Origin of the sequence: Burkholderia sp. HI2500, from assembly GCF_002223055.1 — a bacterium.
Taxonomy (GTDB): Bacteria; Pseudomonadota; Gammaproteobacteria; order Burkholderiales; family Burkholderiaceae; genus Burkholderia.
Window position 1 is genome coordinate 336,963 of the sequence record NZ_NKFL01000007.1, and the last position, 17,748, is coordinate 354,710.

General features: G+C 69.9%; 16 protein-coding genes. 4 read left to right on the top strand and 12 right to left on the bottom strand.

The genetic code is table 11. The features are described 5' to 3' along the window. Positions 1 to 94 precede the first annotated feature (94 nt). From CFB45_RS33820 to CFB45_RS33870, 11 genes are all read right to left on the bottom strand, one after another. Entirely contained in the window at positions 95 to 1,234 is a 1,140-nt protein-coding gene (locus CFB45_RS33820; RefSeq protein WP_089429475.1) for an ATP-binding protein, read from the bottom strand. 1,059 nt (positions 1,235 to 2,293) lie between these two features. Beyond that, positions 2,294 to 3,037 (bottom strand): hypothetical protein, encoded by a 744-nt coding sequence (locus CFB45_RS33825; protein WP_089429476.1) that lies wholly within the window; start codon positions 3,035 to 3,037, stop codon positions 2,294 to 2,296. Between the two features lie 53 nt (positions 3,038 to 3,090). Continuing rightward, positions 3,091 to 3,531 carry a hypothetical protein gene (locus tag CFB45_RS33830; RefSeq protein ID WP_089429477.1) on the bottom strand — a complete coding sequence of 147 codons (441 nt, stop codon included), beginning with the start codon at positions 3,529 to 3,531 and terminating at the stop codon, positions 3,091 to 3,093. A 57-nt stretch (positions 3,532 to 3,588) separates the two neighbouring features. Next, entirely contained in the window at positions 3,589 to 5,064 is a 1,476-nt protein-coding gene (locus tag CFB45_RS33835) for an efflux transporter outer membrane subunit (protein ID WP_089430102.1), read from the bottom strand. 11 nt (positions 5,065 to 5,075) lie between these two features. Next, positions 5,076 to 5,990, bottom strand: a complete 915-nt coding sequence (locus CFB45_RS33840; RefSeq protein WP_089429478.1) for a biotin/lipoyl-binding protein — start codon at positions 5,988 to 5,990, stop codon at positions 5,076 to 5,078. Between the two features lie 24 nt (positions 5,991 to 6,014). Next, positions 6,015 to 6,209 carry a DUF1656 domain-containing protein gene (locus CFB45_RS33845; protein WP_089429479.1) on the bottom strand — a complete coding sequence of 65 codons (195 nt, stop codon included), beginning with the start codon at positions 6,207 to 6,209 and terminating at the stop codon, positions 6,015 to 6,017. Further along, on the bottom strand, positions 6,199 to 8,301 hold the full coding sequence (locus CFB45_RS33850) for an FUSC family protein (protein WP_089429480.1): 2,103 nt from the start codon (positions 8,299 to 8,301) through the stop codon (positions 6,199 to 6,201). Before CFB45_RS33850 ends, CFB45_RS33845 begins: the two co-directional genes overlap by 11 nt. A gap of 100 nt (positions 8,302 to 8,401) precedes the next feature. Next, the gene (locus CFB45_RS33855) at positions 8,402 to 9,325 is read right to left on the bottom strand and encodes a LysR family transcriptional regulator (protein ID WP_089429481.1); all 924 of its coding nucleotides are present in this window, start codon (positions 9,323 to 9,325) and stop codon (positions 8,402 to 8,404) included. Positions 9,326 to 9,447: 122 nt separating this feature from the next. Further along, complete coding sequence (locus CFB45_RS33860) at positions 9,448 to 9,975, bottom strand: flavin reductase family protein (RefSeq protein WP_089429482.1); 528 nt, start codon at positions 9,973 to 9,975, stop codon at positions 9,448 to 9,450. Positions 9,976 to 10,039: 64 nt separating this feature from the next. Next, positions 10,040 to 11,266, bottom strand: a complete 1,227-nt coding sequence (locus tag CFB45_RS33865) for an FAD-dependent monooxygenase (RefSeq protein WP_089429483.1) — start codon at positions 11,264 to 11,266, stop codon at positions 10,040 to 10,042. A 40-nt stretch (positions 11,267 to 11,306) separates the two neighbouring features. Beyond that, complete coding sequence (locus CFB45_RS33870; RefSeq protein WP_256978471.1) at positions 11,307 to 12,353, bottom strand: LLM class flavin-dependent oxidoreductase; 1,047 nt, start codon at positions 12,351 to 12,353, stop codon at positions 11,307 to 11,309. A 285-nt stretch (positions 12,354 to 12,638) separates the two neighbouring features. Between CFB45_RS33870 and CFB45_RS33875 the strand changes: the two genes are divergently transcribed. The 4 genes from CFB45_RS33875 to CFB45_RS33890 all read left to right on the top strand — a co-directional run bounded on the left by CFB45_RS33875 (position 12,639) and on the right by CFB45_RS33890 (position 16,806). Further along, positions 12,639 to 13,439 carry a 2-amino-3,7-dideoxy-D-threo-hept-6-ulosonate synthase gene (locus CFB45_RS33875; RefSeq protein WP_089429485.1) on the top strand — a complete coding sequence of 267 codons (801 nt, stop codon included), beginning with the start codon at positions 12,639 to 12,641 and terminating at the stop codon, positions 13,437 to 13,439. A gap of 52 nt (positions 13,440 to 13,491) precedes the next feature. Continuing rightward, positions 13,492 to 14,556 carry a 3-dehydroquinate synthase II family protein gene (locus CFB45_RS33880; RefSeq protein WP_089429486.1) on the top strand — a complete coding sequence of 355 codons (1,065 nt, stop codon included), beginning with the start codon at positions 13,492 to 13,494 and terminating at the stop codon, positions 14,554 to 14,556. A gap of 49 nt (positions 14,557 to 14,605) precedes the next feature. Next, complete coding sequence (locus CFB45_RS33885) at positions 14,606 to 15,706, top strand: 3-dehydroquinate synthase II family protein (RefSeq protein WP_089429487.1); 1,101 nt, start codon at positions 14,606 to 14,608, stop codon at positions 15,704 to 15,706. A gap of 77 nt (positions 15,707 to 15,783) precedes the next feature. Beyond that, a complete protein-coding gene (locus tag CFB45_RS33890; RefSeq protein ID WP_089429488.1) occupies positions 15,784 to 16,806 on the top strand; it encodes a methyltransferase in 1,023 nt (340 codons plus the stop codon). A 24-nt stretch (positions 16,807 to 16,830) separates the two neighbouring features. Here CFB45_RS33890 and CFB45_RS33895 read toward each other — a convergent pair whose 3' ends face one another. Continuing rightward, on the bottom strand, positions 16,831 to 17,538 hold the full coding sequence (locus CFB45_RS33895; protein ID WP_089429489.1) for a FadR/GntR family transcriptional regulator: 708 nt from the start codon (positions 17,536 to 17,538) through the stop codon (positions 16,831 to 16,833). Positions 17,539 to 17,748 lie beyond the last annotated feature (210 nt).

Sequence of the window (17,748 nt, forward strand, 5' to 3'; positions counted from 1 at the left end):
CACGGGCGCCCTTGTTCAGCGGTGGAGGGCGTGTGCGCCGCGCCGCAGGGCGGCAGACCGGCGCACGGGGCGTGTCGACCGCTTGCGGCGAGGCTTACCGCGGGTCGGCATCGAGGGGGCGTTGCGGGGCGAGCGCCGCATCCTTCCGATCCGATGCCGCCGTGCGCCCCGACGCGGGGCTGTCGGGCCAGCGCAACGCGAACGACGTGCCGCCGCGCGCGGTTGGGCGACACGATGCTTCTCCGTCGTGCGCCTGCGCGATGGCCGCCACCACGGCCAGCCCCAGGCCGCTGCCGCCCTTCTGGTCGGAATGCGTATCGTCCACGCGCCGGAAGGCATCGAAGATCCGGGCTGCGCAATCGGCGGGGATGCCTGGGCCTTCGTCTTCGACCACCAGCTGGCACGTACCGTCTTCGACGCGGGTGTGAATGCGGATCGCACCGGGCACCGCGTAGCGCCGTGCATTTTCCAGCAGCGCGAGCAGCGCCTGGCGCATCCGGAATGCGTCGCAGCGCACGGGCCGCGTATCGAGATCGAGCACCATGTGTTGACCGGCCGCGGCCAGTGAATCCTCGAACATCTCGACGACCGCCTTGACGTGCGTCGCCAGGTCGGTCTCCTGGATACTGACGCTCAGGTGCCCGCTTTCGGCGAGGCTGATCACGCGCAGATCCTCGATCAGGCGCGTCAATCCTTCCGCCTGGGTCAACAGGCTTCGGAACAGCGCCTCGCCCGGCTGGAAGACGCCTTCGGCCAGCCCCTGCAACCGCCCGCGCAGGACCGTGACCGGCGTACGCAGTTCGTGCGCGATCGCGGCATTCCAGAATGCCTGCTCGTCCGTCATCCGCTGCAGCTGAGCGGCGAGCGCATTGAAGTCGTCCGCGATCAGCGCGGCTTCGCGAATCGATCGATCGCCGGCGACGGCGCGCGCGGTCAGGTCGCCCCTGGCGACGCGGCGAATGCCGTCCGCGACCGAGTTGAGCGGTACGAGGATCCGATGCGCGAGCCGGGTCGACACGACAATGGCGAGTATCAGGCCGATCAGCAGCGTGATGCCCAGGCATATCCACTCGGGGGTGGACGGAATCCAGCTTGCCTGGTGGCAGAACTCGCCCCAGTGCCGGAGCATCACGTAGTAGAACACATAGGTCATCAGCACGACGATCAGCATGATGCCGAGCGCCAGCTCCGCCATCGACACCGCAATCTTGCGGCCCAGACCACCGAGTTTCATTTCGTGCTCCCAAGCGTGGCGTTGCGTCGATTCACGACGGGAAGGTTGTGCAGCGTGATTGCCGTGGTGTCAGGGGAGAGGGGGGATCGGGGCGGGTGAGCGGCGGGCCGGTCAGGAGCGGCCGAAGCGGTGCGGGAAGTCGCTGCGTGCGTCGGTGCGTCGAGGGTTCCGGTGGCACGGATGCCGGAGGTGCCATGTTGCCCAGGAGCGGAAAAGGTCACACTGGTGTCGACCGGATCGCTCCCGGCCGACAGAGACAGCGGCCGAACAGCTCGATTAGTGCGGGACAGTTGGGATGCTTGCGTCATGGTGTCCGCTTTGGATTCTGCTAGTGGCTCCATCGAGTCGCAATGTTACCGCACGAAACGCGCTGCCCGATGACACGGCGGGTCGGCATGCATCGGAAGGTGGGCGGTGGTGATGTCGTCGCGCGGTACACGCCGGTAGAGGGGGACGCAGGGCCTGACATCGCCGGAATCGCAATTCGGCTGTCGGTGCGCAACCCGCTTGCGTCAATGCATGCAGGGGGGGCCGCCGCCTCGGCGCAGGGGCAGGGGCGGGTCGCCAACGGTATGCAAAGCGGATGGGAATGGTCGGCAGTCCAGCTGGGGTTCTTCAGGGCGATGGCGGTCGCCCGTCATTCCGCGAAGGAACGAATGGCGCGGATGGCGCCTGGAGACGATCGCCGCACGGCTCTTTGCGGTCGTGTTCGTTCCGGAATTCGTTCAGGAGCGCGAAGTCTGGGCGAATGCAAGCAAGACCGCCGTCATCCGCGTGTTGCGGTGGCGGACGATGTGATCGGTCTGTAATTGCCGGGGCGTACGGGCAAGCGCGTGCAAACGGGCCCGATGGTCGCCGGACAACGGATCGACGGCAACATGGCGGCGCGGCTGGGCATCGATCACGGGCATGCCCGGTACGCACATTGAACCGTCACCTTGCTCCAACGCCGCCGGCTCCCATAACCGACAACCTTTGTGCGGTCCCATGAACGGCTGCCATCGATGATGTCGACGCCGGGAGTGGCGCAAGCATGCGACACGAGAATGTCGACCCGGTCTATCCGGCCGCGACGCAAGCAGCCTCACCACGCCCCTTCGCCGCCCGCAGATGCCGATCGCGATCGGCCAGCCAGTCTTTCCGCTCGCCACGCCAGCCCACCGCGTGGATCCGGTCCATCCGGCGAGCGGCCACGGTGGCCGCGCAGGCCAGGCCGGAGAGCGGGATATCGAGCAGGCGCCAGCGGCCGGCATGCGGCGTATCGACCTCGCGGAAAGCCCCCGCGAGCGGCGCCAGCGAATCGAGCGTCGCGCCGTGTCCGGTTCCGCACGCATTCGAGAGGCTGTCCAGCCGCAACTGGTCGCGCGATACCGGATCGGCGAGCGCGCTGGTCTGCGCGATGCCCAGCCCGATCGGGCCACGGGCGATCGCGATGACGATCCAGATGCCGGCATGGCCGATCACCACGTCGAGCCCGTCCAGCAAGTCGCAGCCCGCGACCGCGATATGGTCGGCATCGCGGTCGATCAGCGTCAGCGCGTCGGCTGCCTGACCCGCCAGCGTCCCCAGGATCGCGCGCAGCGCCGACCGGCCGATCGCGAAGCGGCGGCCGTGCACGCGATTCGGATGCGTGCGGGCACGCCGCAGCTCCGCTTTCGACAGGTAGAGATGGCCGCGCTCGCTGGTGACGAGCTGCCATTCGCCGCGCAGTCGCCACAACAGGATTTCGCCGGGTTCGGGGAGCCGCGACGGACAAGACGCCAGCGCGTGCGAGCCCGTGATCGTCAGGTTTGGATAGCGCATGCCGGCCCTCGTGTCGGGGGTGAATGCAACGCGGCGGGGCGCACCGGCATGCGTCATGCCGGTTGTCCGGCCTGCCGCGCATCCTTCCCCGAAGGCTGCCGCGTGAGCTGCGCGGCGAGCGAGACGGCCTGCCCGAACGACGCCACCGCATGATGCGGAATCCCGAATGCCTTGACGGCGACTTCACCCTGCGCGGCCACTTCCGCGCGCCGGTCGGGATCGGGTTCGACGCTGATGAGCGCCTTGCAGACGGCGCCCAGCGCTGCCTTGTTCTGCTTGAGCCAGACCGCGCGATGCTTGCGGTCGTCGTGGCTTTCGTCGGTATCGAGTTCGACGTAGACGATCACGAACGGCTCGCCGTGACGCATCAGCGTGTCGATCTCGCCTTCCCAGCGGGGCGCGTAGCCCGGCGTCGCGTGTTCGGCGCGAAACACGCAGACCGGAAAGAGATGGATGTCGTGTAACGCGAAATCATTCGGATTGAGAGCGGGCATCGGGATTTCTCCGGTGGATGAGCGACGCCGAAGCGTCGGGGCGCCGGGTGGCGGCGTTCACTGCGCATTCGCTTGCGGCGCGCCGGCCTGCGCGACCGGCGGCGCGTCGCGCCAGCCGACGCCGAGCGACTTGTAGAGCGCGATCGCGCCTTGCACCTGCGCGAGCCGGCTGAGTGCGAGCGCATCGCGCGCGCGGTACGTCGCGCGCTGCGCGGTCAGCACCGACAGGTATTCGCCGAGGCCGTTGCGGTACAGCCGCGTCGCGCGCGACTGCGCATCCTGGCTGCTGTCGACCGCCGCGGCGAGCATGGCCTGCTGGTCGCGCGCGGCGCCGATCGCCACCAGCGCGTCCTCGACATCGCGAAACGCGCCGCGGATGCGCTGCTCGTACGCGAGCCGCGCGGCTTCGGCGGCCGCGCGTGCGGCGTCGACGCCGGCTTTCGCGCGGCCGCCGTCGTACAGCGTCTGCGTGCCGTCGAGTGCGACCGACCACGCGACGCTCGCGCCCGAGAACAGGTCCTGCACGAGGCTGGCCGTCGTGCCGAGGCTCAACGGAATCGCGAAATGCGGAAACTGCTCGGCGCGCGCGACGCCGATCTGCGCGGTCGCGGCGGCCAGCCGCCGTTCGGCGGCGCGGACGTCGGGGCGCTCGCGGATCACGTCCGACGGCAACGTGACGGGCAGCGCGGGCGCGACCGGCAGCGTCGCGCCGGGCGCGCTCAGCGTGTCGCGCAGCGTTTCCGGAAAGCCGCCGACGAGCACGCCGATCGCATGCGCGAGCCGCGCGACGTCCTGATGCAGCGGCGGCAACGTCGCCTGCGCGAGCTGCAGCTCGGCCCGCGCCTGCGCGACCGCGAACGACGTGCCGAGACCGCGCCGGTTCGACTGCTCGGTCAGCCGCCGCGTGGCGTCGAGGCTCGCGACGTTGTCCGTCGCGATCCGCAGCCGCTCCTGGGTCGCGCGCAGTTCCGCGTAATCCGACGCGAGCTCGGCCAGCAGGCTCACGAGGATCGCGTGGCGATCGTCGTCGAGCGCCTCGATCTGCGCATCGGCCGATTCGACCGCGCGCCGCGTGCCGCCGAACAGGTCGAGTTCCCACGACGCATCGAAGCCGAGCCGGTAGGTGCGCGACTGGCCGATGCCGGGCGGCCAGTCGAGCGCCCGCGACGAACGGATCGCATCGGCGTTCCCGCCCGCCGTCACGGTCGGGCCGAGGCGGCTCGCGATCTGGTCGCGTTCGGCGCGCGCCTGCAGCAACCGCTGGCGCGCGATCGCGAGATCCTGGTTGTGCGCGATCGCTTGCGCGACCAGCGCATCGAGCTGCGCGTTACCGAACGTGTGCCACCAGTCCTGCAACTGCGCGGGATCGGCGCCTACCGTGTCGCGCGACGCGATCCAGCTGGACGGATGCACGGGCTGCGGCGCCACGTAATCGGGGCCGACCGTCGTGCATGCGGCCAGCGCGCACGTGCAGGCCGCGATGAAGGTGCGCGCGTAGCGTGTCGGACGCAGTGGGGGAAGCGGGCATCGCATCGTCGCCCCCTTCACATCCACGCGTGCAGCCACGACGCGAGCCGGCCGCGCGGCGTGCGTTCGCGCCCGCGTTCGCCGACTTCGACGCTGCACGTCATGCCGGCCGCCAGCAGCACGCCGGCCGGCACCTGGTCGATCTCGATGCGCACCGGAATGCGCTGCGCGAGCCGCACCCAGCTGAAGGTCGGATTGACGGCCGGCAGGCCGAGTTCGTCGAGCGTGCCGTTCTCGTCCGCGATGCCGCGGCCGATGCTCGTCACGTGCCCGCTCAGCAGCGGATCGAAGCCCATCAGCCGGATCGTTGCGGGCGCACCCGTCGTGATGCGGCGCAGCTTGGTTTCCTCGAAATAGCCGGTGATCCAGAAGCTGTGTGCGTCGAGCACCGAAATACCGGGCTTGCCCTCGACCGCGTAGTCGCCGTGACGCAGGCGCAGCTGCGTCACGTAGCCGTCGACCGGCGAGCGCAGCGTCGTGCGCTCGAGGTCGAGCTTCGCGACCTCGAGCGCGGCCAGCGCCTTGCGGTGCTCGGCCTGCGCGATCGACACCGCGCGGCTCGAGCGCTGGATGTCCTCGCGCGGCACGAGATCGTCGAGGCCGGTGCGCCGCTGCGCTTCGTCGCGTTTCTGGCGCATCGACTCGGCGGTCGCGGCGACCTGCGCTTCCGCCTGTTCCACTGCCAGCGCGAAGCGTTGCGGATCGATCCGGTACAGCACGTCGCCTTTCGCGACGCGCTGGTTGTCGACCACCGCGACGTCGACGACGGTGCCCGACACTTCGGGCGCGATCCGCACGACGTGCGCGCTGACACGCGCGTCGCGCGTCCACGGCGCGAGGACGTACGCATGCCAGAGCGCGGCGACCAGCACGATCGCGACGGCCACCGTGGCGAGCGTCAGCAGGGTTCGGGTGAGGGGGTTGAGCGACATGACGCGATACGTTCCGACGAGAGACTAGAAATAGAGGATCAGCGTGGCGACCAGCACGAGCGAAATCGCGAACTCGAACAGCGCCGGATGCCACACGCGGCGCAGCACGCCGAGCCGGGCGAGCAGCGCGCGCACGGCCATGTAGAGCGGCACGGTCGCGCACGCATAGACGAAAAAGGGCGGCAGGTAGATGCCGGCCAGCGGGAATTCACTGAGCATCGCGGGTGCGCTCCGGAACGGCGGTGAAATAGGCGGCGTACGTGTGCAGCAGCACGTGGACGTCGGCGAACGCGGCCATCAGCCACTTCAGTTCGGTGTTGCCCGGCTGCGCGGCGGCGAGGCCGGCGAGCGCGTGCGCGGCGCGCCGCGCATGCCGGGCCGCACGAGCCGGGGCGGCCGCGTGCCGCGCGAGGCCGGCGAGCCCGGCGCGCACGCGGCGCCGCGCGATGTCGGGCAGGCCGTCACGCTCGGCGCCGCGACGAATTCGCAGCAACTCCTTGCCGACGTGCAGCGCCGCGAGCGCTTCGATGCTCGCCTGCGTCATCGCGGCCGGCTGGCCGGCGAGCAGCGCGCCGAGCTGCGCGATGCGGTGCTGCTGGCGCTGCTGCCAGGCCGCCGCCACGACGCGCTTCCCCGCCACGACTGCGAGCGTGTCGTCGCGGATCGTGCGGCGCAGCCGCGTGGCGTCGGTGGCCAGGTTGCGCGGCAGGATCAAGCGGAACGTGAGCAGCGTGAGGAAGGTGGCGAGCACCCACGCGACCGACTGGTTCAGGAACAGCGCGACGTCGGGGCGGAACGGATTGGTCGCGCCGGTCAGCGTGTTGAACGCGACGAGATACGCGAGCCCCGCGAGCGCGGTCTTCGGCACGCTCGTCGCATAGATGCCGGGCATCCAGAACAGCGCGAGCGCGACGACCAGCAGCGGAAAGCCTTCGATGCGCGGCAGGATGCCGAACGCGCACACGAACGCGGCCGGCACGGCCAGCACCGTGCCCTTGATGAACGCCTGCGCGCCGGCGGCCGGGTTGCCGGCGGTCGCGAGCAGCGCACAGTACGGCGCGACGACGAGCAGCATCATGTCGCCCTGGTTCCAGCCGGTGACGAGCCAGAACGCACCGGAGATCGCGATCGCGCAGGCCGAGCGCACGCCGTTGCGCAGGGCCGCCCCCGTGTCGCGGTGAAAGCGCACCCGTGCGGGCCGATAGCCCGGCCGCGGGCGCCGCAATTCGACGAGCCCGTCGAGCGCCGCGCAATAGTCGTCGATCTGTTCGATCAATCGCTCGCCGGCGATCAATAACGCCGCTTCGTCGCGCGGATCGCCGAGCGCGATACCGTCGAGCGCCACACGCAGGCTTTCGCGCGCATCGACCAGCCGCGCAAGCGCGTGCGCCGCGCCGCCGGGGCCTTCACCCAACGCGTCGGCGGCGGCCTGCCACGCGGCCGCGAGACGCGGCTGCAGCGACGCGACCGCTTGCGCGCCGGGGCTGTCGGCCGGCAGCGGCGGTGTGCCGCCCACGAGCGCGCCGAACAGCGACGCCATCCCGTGCCGCACGGCGGCCGCGCGCTGCGCGAGATCTTCCGATTCGGCCTTGCCGAGCGCGAGCAGATCGTCGATGCCGTAGATGCCGGCGAACAGCGCGTGCCGCTTGTCGTCGGCGGGCGCCGCCGCGAGGCCGTTGCGCTGCGCGGCGATAACCCGCGCGACGTCGGCCGTGACGCGTGTCACCAGCGCTTCGAGTTTTGCGTGGACATCGCGCGTGCCGAGCTGCATCGACACGAGGCTCAGGCACAGCACGCCGATCGCGACCGTCGAGCCGCGCCCGATCACGTGCTCGAAGGTCAGCTCGGGATGCTGCATCGCGCCGTAGGTCGCGAGGCCGATCGTGTAGCCGGCCACCACGGTGCCCGACGCGCGGAAGTGCCGCAGCAGCGTCATGCCGGCGACGCAGACGCCGAGCCAGAACGCGAAGCCGAGAATGAACAGCAGCGGCTGCTGCGCGAAGCAGCCCATCAGCACGAACGCGACGACCATCCCCGCGATCGTGCCGACCACGCGCCACACGCCCTTGCCGATCACCGCGCCCTGCACGGGATTGATCACGAGCAGCACCGTCGATGCCGCCGAGTACGGCGTTTCCAGTTCGAGCAGGTACGCGACGCCGAGCGCGAGCGCGGCGGCGACGACCGAGCGCGCGACATACGCACCGCGTGGCGTGAAGATGTCGATGCGCGCGATCAGCGCCGCGGCCGCGCGATTCAGGCGGCGGGGCGGCGCCGCGACGGCGCGCGTCTGATCGGCTGCGTCATGCACTGCGCTTGCTCCATGAGAAAGGACGCAGCCAGTCTACGGTCGAGCGATGCATGCGGAACAGTGACGTCTTTGCACTCGACGAGTGCGTACGACGCATGCGTCATGCGTGCGCCGGATGCAGCGCCGGCTGGCCGGTACACAGCCCGCGCACGACACGCCGCAGCCACTGGTGCGCGGGGTCGCTCTGGAAGCGCGGATGCCACGCCTGCGTGATCAGCACGGTTTCGAGCGGCACCGGCAGCTCGAACGCGCGCACGCCGAGCCCGGCCCGCACCGCGCCGCGCGCGAGATGCTCGGGCAGCGGCAGGATCAGGTCCGATGCCTGCAGCGCGAAGATCGCCGCATACGGCGTCGGCACGACGAGCAGCACCTGCCGCGCGAGGCCGCGCGCGGCGAGCGCGTCGTCGATCGGCCCCGCCGACTTGCCGCGCCGCGACACGCCGATGTGCGGCCAGCGCGCGAAGCGCTCGGGCGTGATGTCGTCGTCGAAGATCGGGTGGTCGTCGCGCGCGAGGCCGACGAAGGTCGTCGTGAACAGCGGCTGGACGCGAATCTCCGGCCCGAGGCGGCGCGACGCGCTGATGAACAGGTCGATGCGGCCGCTGCGCAACGCGTCGTCGTCGATGTCGTCTTCCTCGGGCATGAAGCGCAGCATCGCGCGCGGCATCCCGCGCGCCATCTCCTCGAGCAGGCGGCTGCTGTGCAGGCCGACGAAGATGTCGTTCGCGCGCACGTTGAACTGCTTGTCGAGCGTGCCGAGATCGATTTCCGCGGACGGGGCGAGCAACTGCGACGCGCGCTCCACGGTTTCGCGGACGGCGCCGCGCAGTTCGAGCGCGCGCGGCGTCGGCACCATCTTGCGGCCGGCCTGCACGAAGATCGGGTCGCCGACCGTTTCGCGGATGCGCGCGAGCGTGCGGCTCATCGCGGGCGGGCTCAGGTTCATGCGGCGTGCGGCGCCGACGACGCTACCCTCTTCGAGCAGCGCGTCGAGTGAAATCAGCAGGTTCAGGTCGGGTGCCATCGGCTTCTCCGTGTCATCGCGTGCATGCGGCGCAATGGTAGTGCGGGATACGCGCGCGCAGCGTGACTGCAGCGCACGCAACGATTGCGCGCGGCATCACGCGTGACGCACGCATCGGGGTGTCATTGGCCGGCGCCGGCATCGGGCGGCAGCGAGCGGACGGCGGCGAATGCGCCGTTCACGTACATCAGCGGGTTCACGTCGTCGGACATCGCGACGCGCGTGACCCGTCCGACCAGGATCGAATGCGAACCCACCTCGACCTGTTCGAGCGTGTCGCAGAAGAACGACGTCTGCGCGTTCTCGAGGTAGGGCAGGCCGGTCGCCGCGTCGGTGCGCCATGCGTCGTGCGCGAAGCGCGTGTCGGAGCCCGTCGTGCTGCACGCGAGCGCGAGCGGCACGTGGCAACTGCGCAGCGCGTTCACGCAGAAGCGCCGGCGGCCGGTGATCGACGCGTGAATGCTGGCGCGCCGGTTGATGCACACCAGCACGGTCGGCGGATCGAGCGCGACGGAGGTGAACGAGCTGGCGGTCAGCGCACACGGGGCGGCCGTTTCGCCGTCGCCACCGGTCGTGACGATCGTGACGGTGGCGGCCACGCCGCGCATCGCCTGTTTCAGTTGCTGCGCAATGTCCACGGTGTTCGTCATGATGCGGTCCTGTCACGAGGAGCCCCGGTGCCGCGGGTCGTACCACGCGGCGCCGGGGCGGGCGTCAAAGCTGATACGCGTCGGCCCAGGTCCAGTGGTAGGACTTGAAGTCGGCGCGGCGCGACTTGAGCTCGGCGTCGCGCGCCTGTTGCTCGGGGCCGTCGGGCAGGTGGAACACGCCGCCGTTGCCGGCCGACGCGAGCTGGATCCGCGCGCTGCGGTCGATCCGCAAGCGCTGGTACTCGACCAGCGCGGCGCCGAGGGCGTCCTTCGACGCGAGCCCGGTCACGCACCGGCCGAGCACGACCGCGTCCTCGAGCGCCTGCGCGGCGCCCTGCGACTGGTACGGCAGCATCGGATGGCACGCGTCGCCGAGCAGGCATACGCTGTCCCACACCCAGCGCGTGAGCGGCTGGCGGTCGTGCAGCGACCAGCGGCTCAGGTCCGACGCGCAGCGGATCAGCCCGACGAGGCGCGGGTCCCAGCCATCGAGCTCGGCCTCGAGCGTCGCGCGGTCGCCCTTGCTGCTCCACGATTCGCGCGTGCTGCCGTCGCCCGGCACGATCACGACGAGGTTCAGCAGCCGGCGCTCGCGCACCCAGTAATGGATCGCGTGCCGGCCGGGCCCGAGCCAGATCGTCACCTGCGGCTCCTTGACGATCTCGAACACGGGCGAGTGCGGATCGATCGCGTCGACGTCGATCAGCGCGCGATACGCGTCGTCGCCGCTGTAGTGCGGCGCATCGTCGCCGAGCAGCGCGTGGCGCAGCGTCGAGTGAATGCCGTCGGCCGCGACGACGAGATCCGCGCGCCAGCGCGTGCCCGCCGCGTCGACGACGGTCGCGCCGTCCGGCCCGCACGCGTCGAGCCCGCGCACCGCGATGCCGCCGAGCACGGCGACGGGCGGGCCGGCCGTGTCCGGGTCGCGTACGGCGTCGAGCAGCGCGGCATGCAGGTCGGCGCGATGCGCGTTCCAGTACGGCGCGTTGAAGGCGGCCTCGACGTCGTCGCCGAGCGGGAAGGAACCGAGCAGGCTGCCGTCCTGCCAGCGGCGGCGGATCGTCGCGGTCGGGGCGACGGCGGCCAGCCGCTGCCGGTCGAGCACGCCGAGCGCACGCAGCGCGCGCGTGGCGTTCGGCACGACCTGCAGCCCCGCGCCGACTTCCCGGAACGCCCGGCTTTGCTCGAGGACGGTGACGCGATGGCCGGCGCGGCGCAGCGCGAGCGCGGCGGCCAGGCCGCCGATGCCGGCGCCGACGACGATCGTGTCGAGTGACAGGGACGGTGTCATGGGCGAGTCCGCCGTGGGTCCGGAAGAGATCGGCATGGCGTCATAGCCCCGGCAGCACGTCGCGGGCGAACACTTCCAGGTTGTTGCTCATCAGCTCGTACGGCTGCGCGCCGTAGTCGATGTGCCACAGGATCGCGTCGAGCCCGAGGTCGGCTTCCAGCGCGCGAATGCGCTGGCGCACGGTGTCGGGCGTGCCGAGCACGGCGGTCGCGTCGAGGTCGGCCGTGTCCATGCCGCCCATCTTGTTCTTCATCGCCTCGTTGTAGCCCTGGTACGCCGACGACTGCACCTGCTCCCACGACTTCGCGGCGTCCGCGAAATAGCGCCAGTGATGGCGCAGGCGCGGCTCCGCGAGCGCCAGCGCGTGCGCGTCCGACGTGCCGATCATCAGCGGGATGCTGATCGCGACCTGCGGCCGGCGGCCGGTGTGGCCGTGATGGCGCTCGAACGTCTCGCGATAGAGGGCCACCATGTCCTGCGTCTTCGCGAGCGCGTCCTTGCGCGGCGGCGCGGCCATCAGCAGATTGAAGCCGCGTTCGCCGATCCACTCGAAGCTGGACGGCGTGAGCAGCGCCGCGACCCAGACCGGCGGACGCGGCTGCTGCGTCGGGCGCGGCAGCGATTGCGCGTTGCGGTAGCGGAAGAACGGCGTGTCCTCGCTGACCGATTCCTCGGCGAGCAGGCGTACCGTCGCGTCGATCGTCTGCTGGAAGCGCGCCTTGCTCGAATCGAGATCGATGCCGAACGCCTCGAATTCGTACGGCAGGAACGCGCGCGCGAAGCCGAGCTCGAGCCGCCCGTTCGAGATCGCGTCGAGCTGCGCGGCCTCGGCCGCGAGCTGGATCGGATGATGGAACGACGCCTGGATGCCCCCCGTCATCAGGCGGATCGACTTCGTCTGCGCGGCCGCGGCCGCGAGGAACATCAGCGGCGACGGGCTGTAGCCGCCATACGGCTTCAGGTAGTGCTCGGTCATCTTCACGTACGTGTAGCCGAGCCGGTCCCCCAGCGCGCTGAGCTTCAGCGCGTTCGCGTAGTAATCGGCCGCCGGGCGGTCGGCCGGGCCGGTATCGGGCAAAAAGGACACGCCGAACTTCATAGACACCTCACAGGTTGATGTGCTGCCGTTGTCTGCAAAGGGGAACCGATGCCGCGTCGAATGCGTCCCCCGGTCGGGAAACAGGATCGCTCGCAATGTACTTGCAAGGATGATCCAATCATAGGATGATTGGGTCTATGCAAGTCTTACACGACGCAAGATTTGCTGCAAGCGTTGCTCGGTTGTTGCTCCAGTTCCGCCCGCAAGCGGGCACTCCGGGGGCAGGCTGAAGTCGCACGGGCCGGCCTCTCCATTTCTGGCGAGGAATCAAGGATGGACGCTCTTCTATCGGTTTCTGGCAAGGCGCTCAGGATGCGGCGGGTGGTGCGTGCCGCGTCGGGCAAGTGTCTGATGGTGCCGCTCGACCATTCGCTCGCGGACGGGCCCATCGCCCCTCCGCAGCAGTTGCGGCAACTGGTGGGCGACATTGCCGCGCACGGCGGCGACGCGATCGTCGTGCATCGCGGCCGCGCACGCTTCCTGTCTCCCGACGTGCTGAGCGATCTCGCGCTCGTCGTGCACCTGAACGGCTGCACGCGCTACGCGGAGGACGCGAACGCGAAGACGCTGTTCGCGAGCGTCGAGGATGCACTCGCATGCGGCGCGGACGCGGTCAGCGTGCACGTGAATCTCGGCTCGAAGACGGAGAACCAGCAGCTGCTCGACCTGAGCCGCATCGCGACCGAGTGCGCGCGCTGGTCGTTGCCGCTGCTCGCGATGATCTATCCGCGCGGCCCGGGCCTCGGCGATCGTCCGCAGACCGAACTGATTGCCCACGCGGCGAACGTCGCGGCGGATCTCGGCGCCGACATCGTCAAGCTGCCGTACAGCGGCGACGCCGCGAGCATGGCCGACATCATCGCCGGCTCGTCGCTGCCGGTGCTGGTCGCGGGCGGCGCGAAGCTGCCGGAAGACGAGTTCGTCGCGTTCACGTCGCGCGTGATGAACGCGGGTGCGCTCGGCATCGCGGCCGGTCGCAACGTGTTCGCCGCGCCGAAGGCCGCCCCGCTGATCCGCCGCCTGTCCGATGCCGTGCACGGTGTCGAGCGGCGTGCCGCGCACCTGGCCGCCTGAGCCGGTGCGCCGGGCCGTCGCGCCCGGTTCATTTCGACCGTAGAGGATTTCCATGCATCGCTATCCGTGGATCGACCTGCGCGCGCTCGGCGCGCAGGCAGGCGCCGTCGCGGCCGACGCAGCGAGGGCCGGCGCGTGCCGTTTCGTGGTGGCCGAAGCCGAGCGCGACACGTGCGCGCCTGGCGCGGCGGCGCAACTGTCCGTATCGACGCCGGGCGTCGCAACGCTGGTCGACGACGTGCATGCGCCGCTCGCAGGCGTTCGCGTGAGGATCGACGGCGCGGCCGATTTCGGTGCCGTGCGCACCGCGATCGCGCGGCACGCGCTCGTCCTGATCGACTACGCGCTCGTGACCACGGTGCCGCTCGAGCGCCTGCTCGCGGGTGTCCGCGAGGCCGCGTGCCGCATCGTCGTGTCGCTGGCCGATCCGCACGGCGCGGCCTACCTCGCGCGCAAGCATGCGCAGTCGCCGGTCGACATCGCGTTCGCCCCGCGCGATGCGGCCGCGTTGCGTGGCGTGCTGGCCGCATGCGGCGAGCTGCGCGCCCGCGAGCCGCTGAAGCTGAAGATATTCGAGGTGCAGCGCGTCGAGCCGCTCGGCACCGGGCTGCATGCGGTGATCGACGGCTGTTCGCAGCTGGACGGCGAAGAGTGCGTGCTGGCCGGCGCGAGCGCGACCAGCATGCTGCTCGTCGTCGCGGCCGGCGCCGCGCACCCGCCGGGCCGGCCGCTCACATTCGGCATCGACGCGGGCTCGGCCGAATCGTTCGTGTTCTGCGGCGGCGACCGCGCGCGCCAGCTTTCGCTGCTGCGTTCCGGCGAGCGGATCCTGACGGTCGGCGCGGCCGGCGACACGCGCGCGATCGTGGTCGGCCGCGTGCGGATCGAATCCGCGCCGCTCGTCGCACTGCACACGCGCAGCGCGTCCGGCGCGAACACGCGCGTCGTGATGCGCGGCGACCGCGCAGTACGGTTCCGGACCGACGACGGCGCGCGCGTCGGTCTCGCCGATGTCGCGCCCGGCGTCCGGCTTGCCGGCTACGAACCGGGCGCCGGCTGGGTGGATTGCCGGATGAGGGCCGCCGCGTCGCGCTCGGTCGTTTCCGTCAGCCGCTAGTTTCATCCTGTCACTCAACCTGCGTTATCCCCTTCGAAGGAGATTGGCCTTGAAGAAGCTTTCCTGGATTGACCTGCGCAACATCGGCGAGCTCGCGGACGAGATCACCGAGGAAGCGCTGCATGTCGGCGTGTCCGCATTCGTCGTGAAGGATGCGGCGCAGGCCGGGCGGCTGCCGCCGAGCGCGTGCAAGGTCGCGGTCGTCGATCGGCAGACGGCCGATGCCGCGCTGCTCGAGCAGGTGCAGATCATCCTCGTGAAGGATGGCCTGCCGGTCGATTTCGCGGTGCCGGATGGTGCCGAACTCGGCGTGTTCATCGAGGTGACGGGCGAGGCGACGCTCACGCGCGCCTGCGAGCTGTCGACCACGACGCCGTGGCTGCTCGTCGAATTCCTGCAGGACCCGAGCAAGATCCCGCTCGAGATCCTGCTGGCCGCTGCCGATCAGGCGTCGGGCGAGCTGATCACGGTCGTCGCCGACCTGGAGGATGCGGAGGTCACGCTGAACGTGCTGCAGCGCGGCCCCGAAGGCGTGCTGCTCACGCCGACGCAGGTCGGGCAGGCCACGCAGCTCGTGTCGATCTGCAGCGACACGGTCGAGGATCTGCAGCTCGAGGAAATCGAGATCGTCGGGCTCACGCACCTCGGGCCGGGCGAACGCGTGTGCGTCGACACCTGCTCGCGCTTCGAGCAGGACGAGGGCATCCTCGTCGGCTCGTATTCGACCGGCATGATCCTCATCAGCAGCGAGACGCACCCGCTGCCGTACATGCCGACGCGCCCGTTCCGCGTGAACGCGGCCGCGCTCCATTCGTACGTCGTCGCGCCGGACAACCGCACGCGCTATCTCGCCGAGCTCGAATCGGGCGCGGAGATCCTCGCCGTCAACGTGCAGGGCAAGGCGCGCCGCGTCGTGGTCGGGCGCGCGAAGGTCGAGACGCGGCCGCTGCTGCTGATCGAGGCGAAGAATGCCGCCAATCGCGCGATCAACATCATCGCGCAGGACGACTGGCACGTGCGCGTGCTCGGGCCGAAAGGCAGCGTGCACAACATCACGGAGCTCAAGCGCGGCGACCGCATCCTCGGCTACACGCTCGATGCGCAGCGCCACGTCGGCTACCCGATCCGGGAATTCCTGCACGAGCAGTGATCCGCATGCTTCATTGACGATGCGATCGCCCGGTGCGTCACGTGCCGGCGCGGTCGGCTCATGTTCAGGAGTACTTTATGGAAAATGCGGCAAAACAGGTGCTGGATACGCTGTTCGGACGGTGGCGCAGCCGGATCCTGTATGCGGGCACGCGGCTCGGCGTGTTTGATGCGGTCACGACGGATGCGCCGGTGTCGTCGGCCGCGCTCGCGGCGAAGCTCGATGTCGACGAGCCGCTGCTGTACCGGCTGCTGCGCGCGCTCGCGTCGCTCGGCCTGCTCGACGAGGATACGCGCCGCGGCTTCCGGGCCACCGCGTCGGGGGCGCTGCTGCATGCGGACGCCCCGAGCACGCTGCGTGATTTCGTGCTGCTGCAGGAAGGGCCGGAGCATTACGCGATCTGGGCGCATCTGCCCGACATGGTGCGCGAGGGGCAGCAGAACGGTTTCGTCCGCGAGTTCGGCGCGATGGCGTTCGACTATGCGAAGGACCACGACCGCTACCGGACCGATTTCAAGCGCGCGATGTCGAGCTTCTCGACCGTGCAGTCGGAGCAGGTGGTCGACGCGCTGCGCGACGTCACGTTCGCGCCGGGCACGCATGCGTGCGACATCGGCGGCGGCCAGGGGCACATGCTGTGCAGCCTGCTGCGGCGATTCCCGTCGCTGACCGGCGTCGTGTTCGACCTGCCCGAAGTGATCGACGGTGATGCGGACGACTGGGCGCAGCGCATGGGTGTGAGCGCACGCTGCAGCAAGGCGGGCGGCAACATGTTCGACGCGGTGCCGGTGGCCGACGTCTACCTGCTGAAGCTGATCCTGCACGACTGGAACGACGACGAGTGCGTGGCGATCCTCAAGCGGGCACGCGAAAGCGCCCGGGACGGCGCACGCGTGTTCGTGATCGAACGGGTCGTGCCGGCGCCGGGCGTCGCGCATTTCTCGAAGCTCTACGACATCCACATGATGTGCTGGGGCAGCGGCCGCGAGCGCACGCGGGACGAATACGACGCGCTGCTCGGCGCCGCCGGCTGGCGGCCCGCCGGAGTCCGCTCCGCGCCGGACGGGCAGATCGACGTGATCGAGGCCGTCGCGGCGTAGCGCACGCTGGGTGCGACGGGCGCGTCAGGCGGCGGGCGTCTCGCGGGTTTCGAGCCAGGTCATTTGCGGCTTGAGGATCGCGAGCGTCGCGCGAACCGCCTTGTTCTCGTCGCGCTGTTCGATCGCGTCGAGCACCGCCTGGTGCGCCCGCATGTCCGGCTCGGGAATCTCGGCCTCGTCGAGTTCGACGAGGATGTCCTCGACGTTCGCGAGGATCGAGCCCGAGAAGTAGCGATACAGCGCTTCGAGCGCGTGATTGTGCGATGCGGCGGCCACGGCGATGTGAAACGCGCGGTCGCGCTCGACGAACTTCTTCACGTCGCGCGACGCTTCGCGCTCGCCTCGCGCCTTCAGCAGCTTGCGCAGCGTCGCGAGATCCTCGTCCGTGCGCCGGCGCGCCGCGTAGCGCGCGCATTCCGTTTCGAGCATGCACTGCAGCTCGAGATGGTCGCTGCGCGCGGCGCGATCGACGTCGCGCATCGTCTCGGCCGGATCGACATTGCGGCGCACGTAGGTGCCGTCACCCTGGCGCACTTCGAGCACGCCGGAATACGCCAGCGTGCGAACCGCCTCGCGCACCGTGTTGCGCCCGACCTCGAGCTGTTTCGCGAGATCGAGCTCGGTCGGAATGCGCTGACCGACGCGCCAGATGCCGGAAGTGATATTGGATTTGAGGATATCGATCGCCGAATCGACGAGCGAGTGTCGGGTGGCCGGGGGCAGGCTTGACATTGCGTGTTTCGCTTGAAGCTTGAGGGTGTCGCTATCCTATCATCCGATCAATCGTTTAGTCGTTCAGGATAACGATATTCAAACGTGACATTTTGTTAACGTCAGACGAATAAACCTGCGGCCGTCAGTTGCGTGCCGCGCATTCGTTGATTGCTTCCGCCGGCATTTACCGGCGCTGCGTCGGCGTAAATGATTCCCATTCGCTGTTCA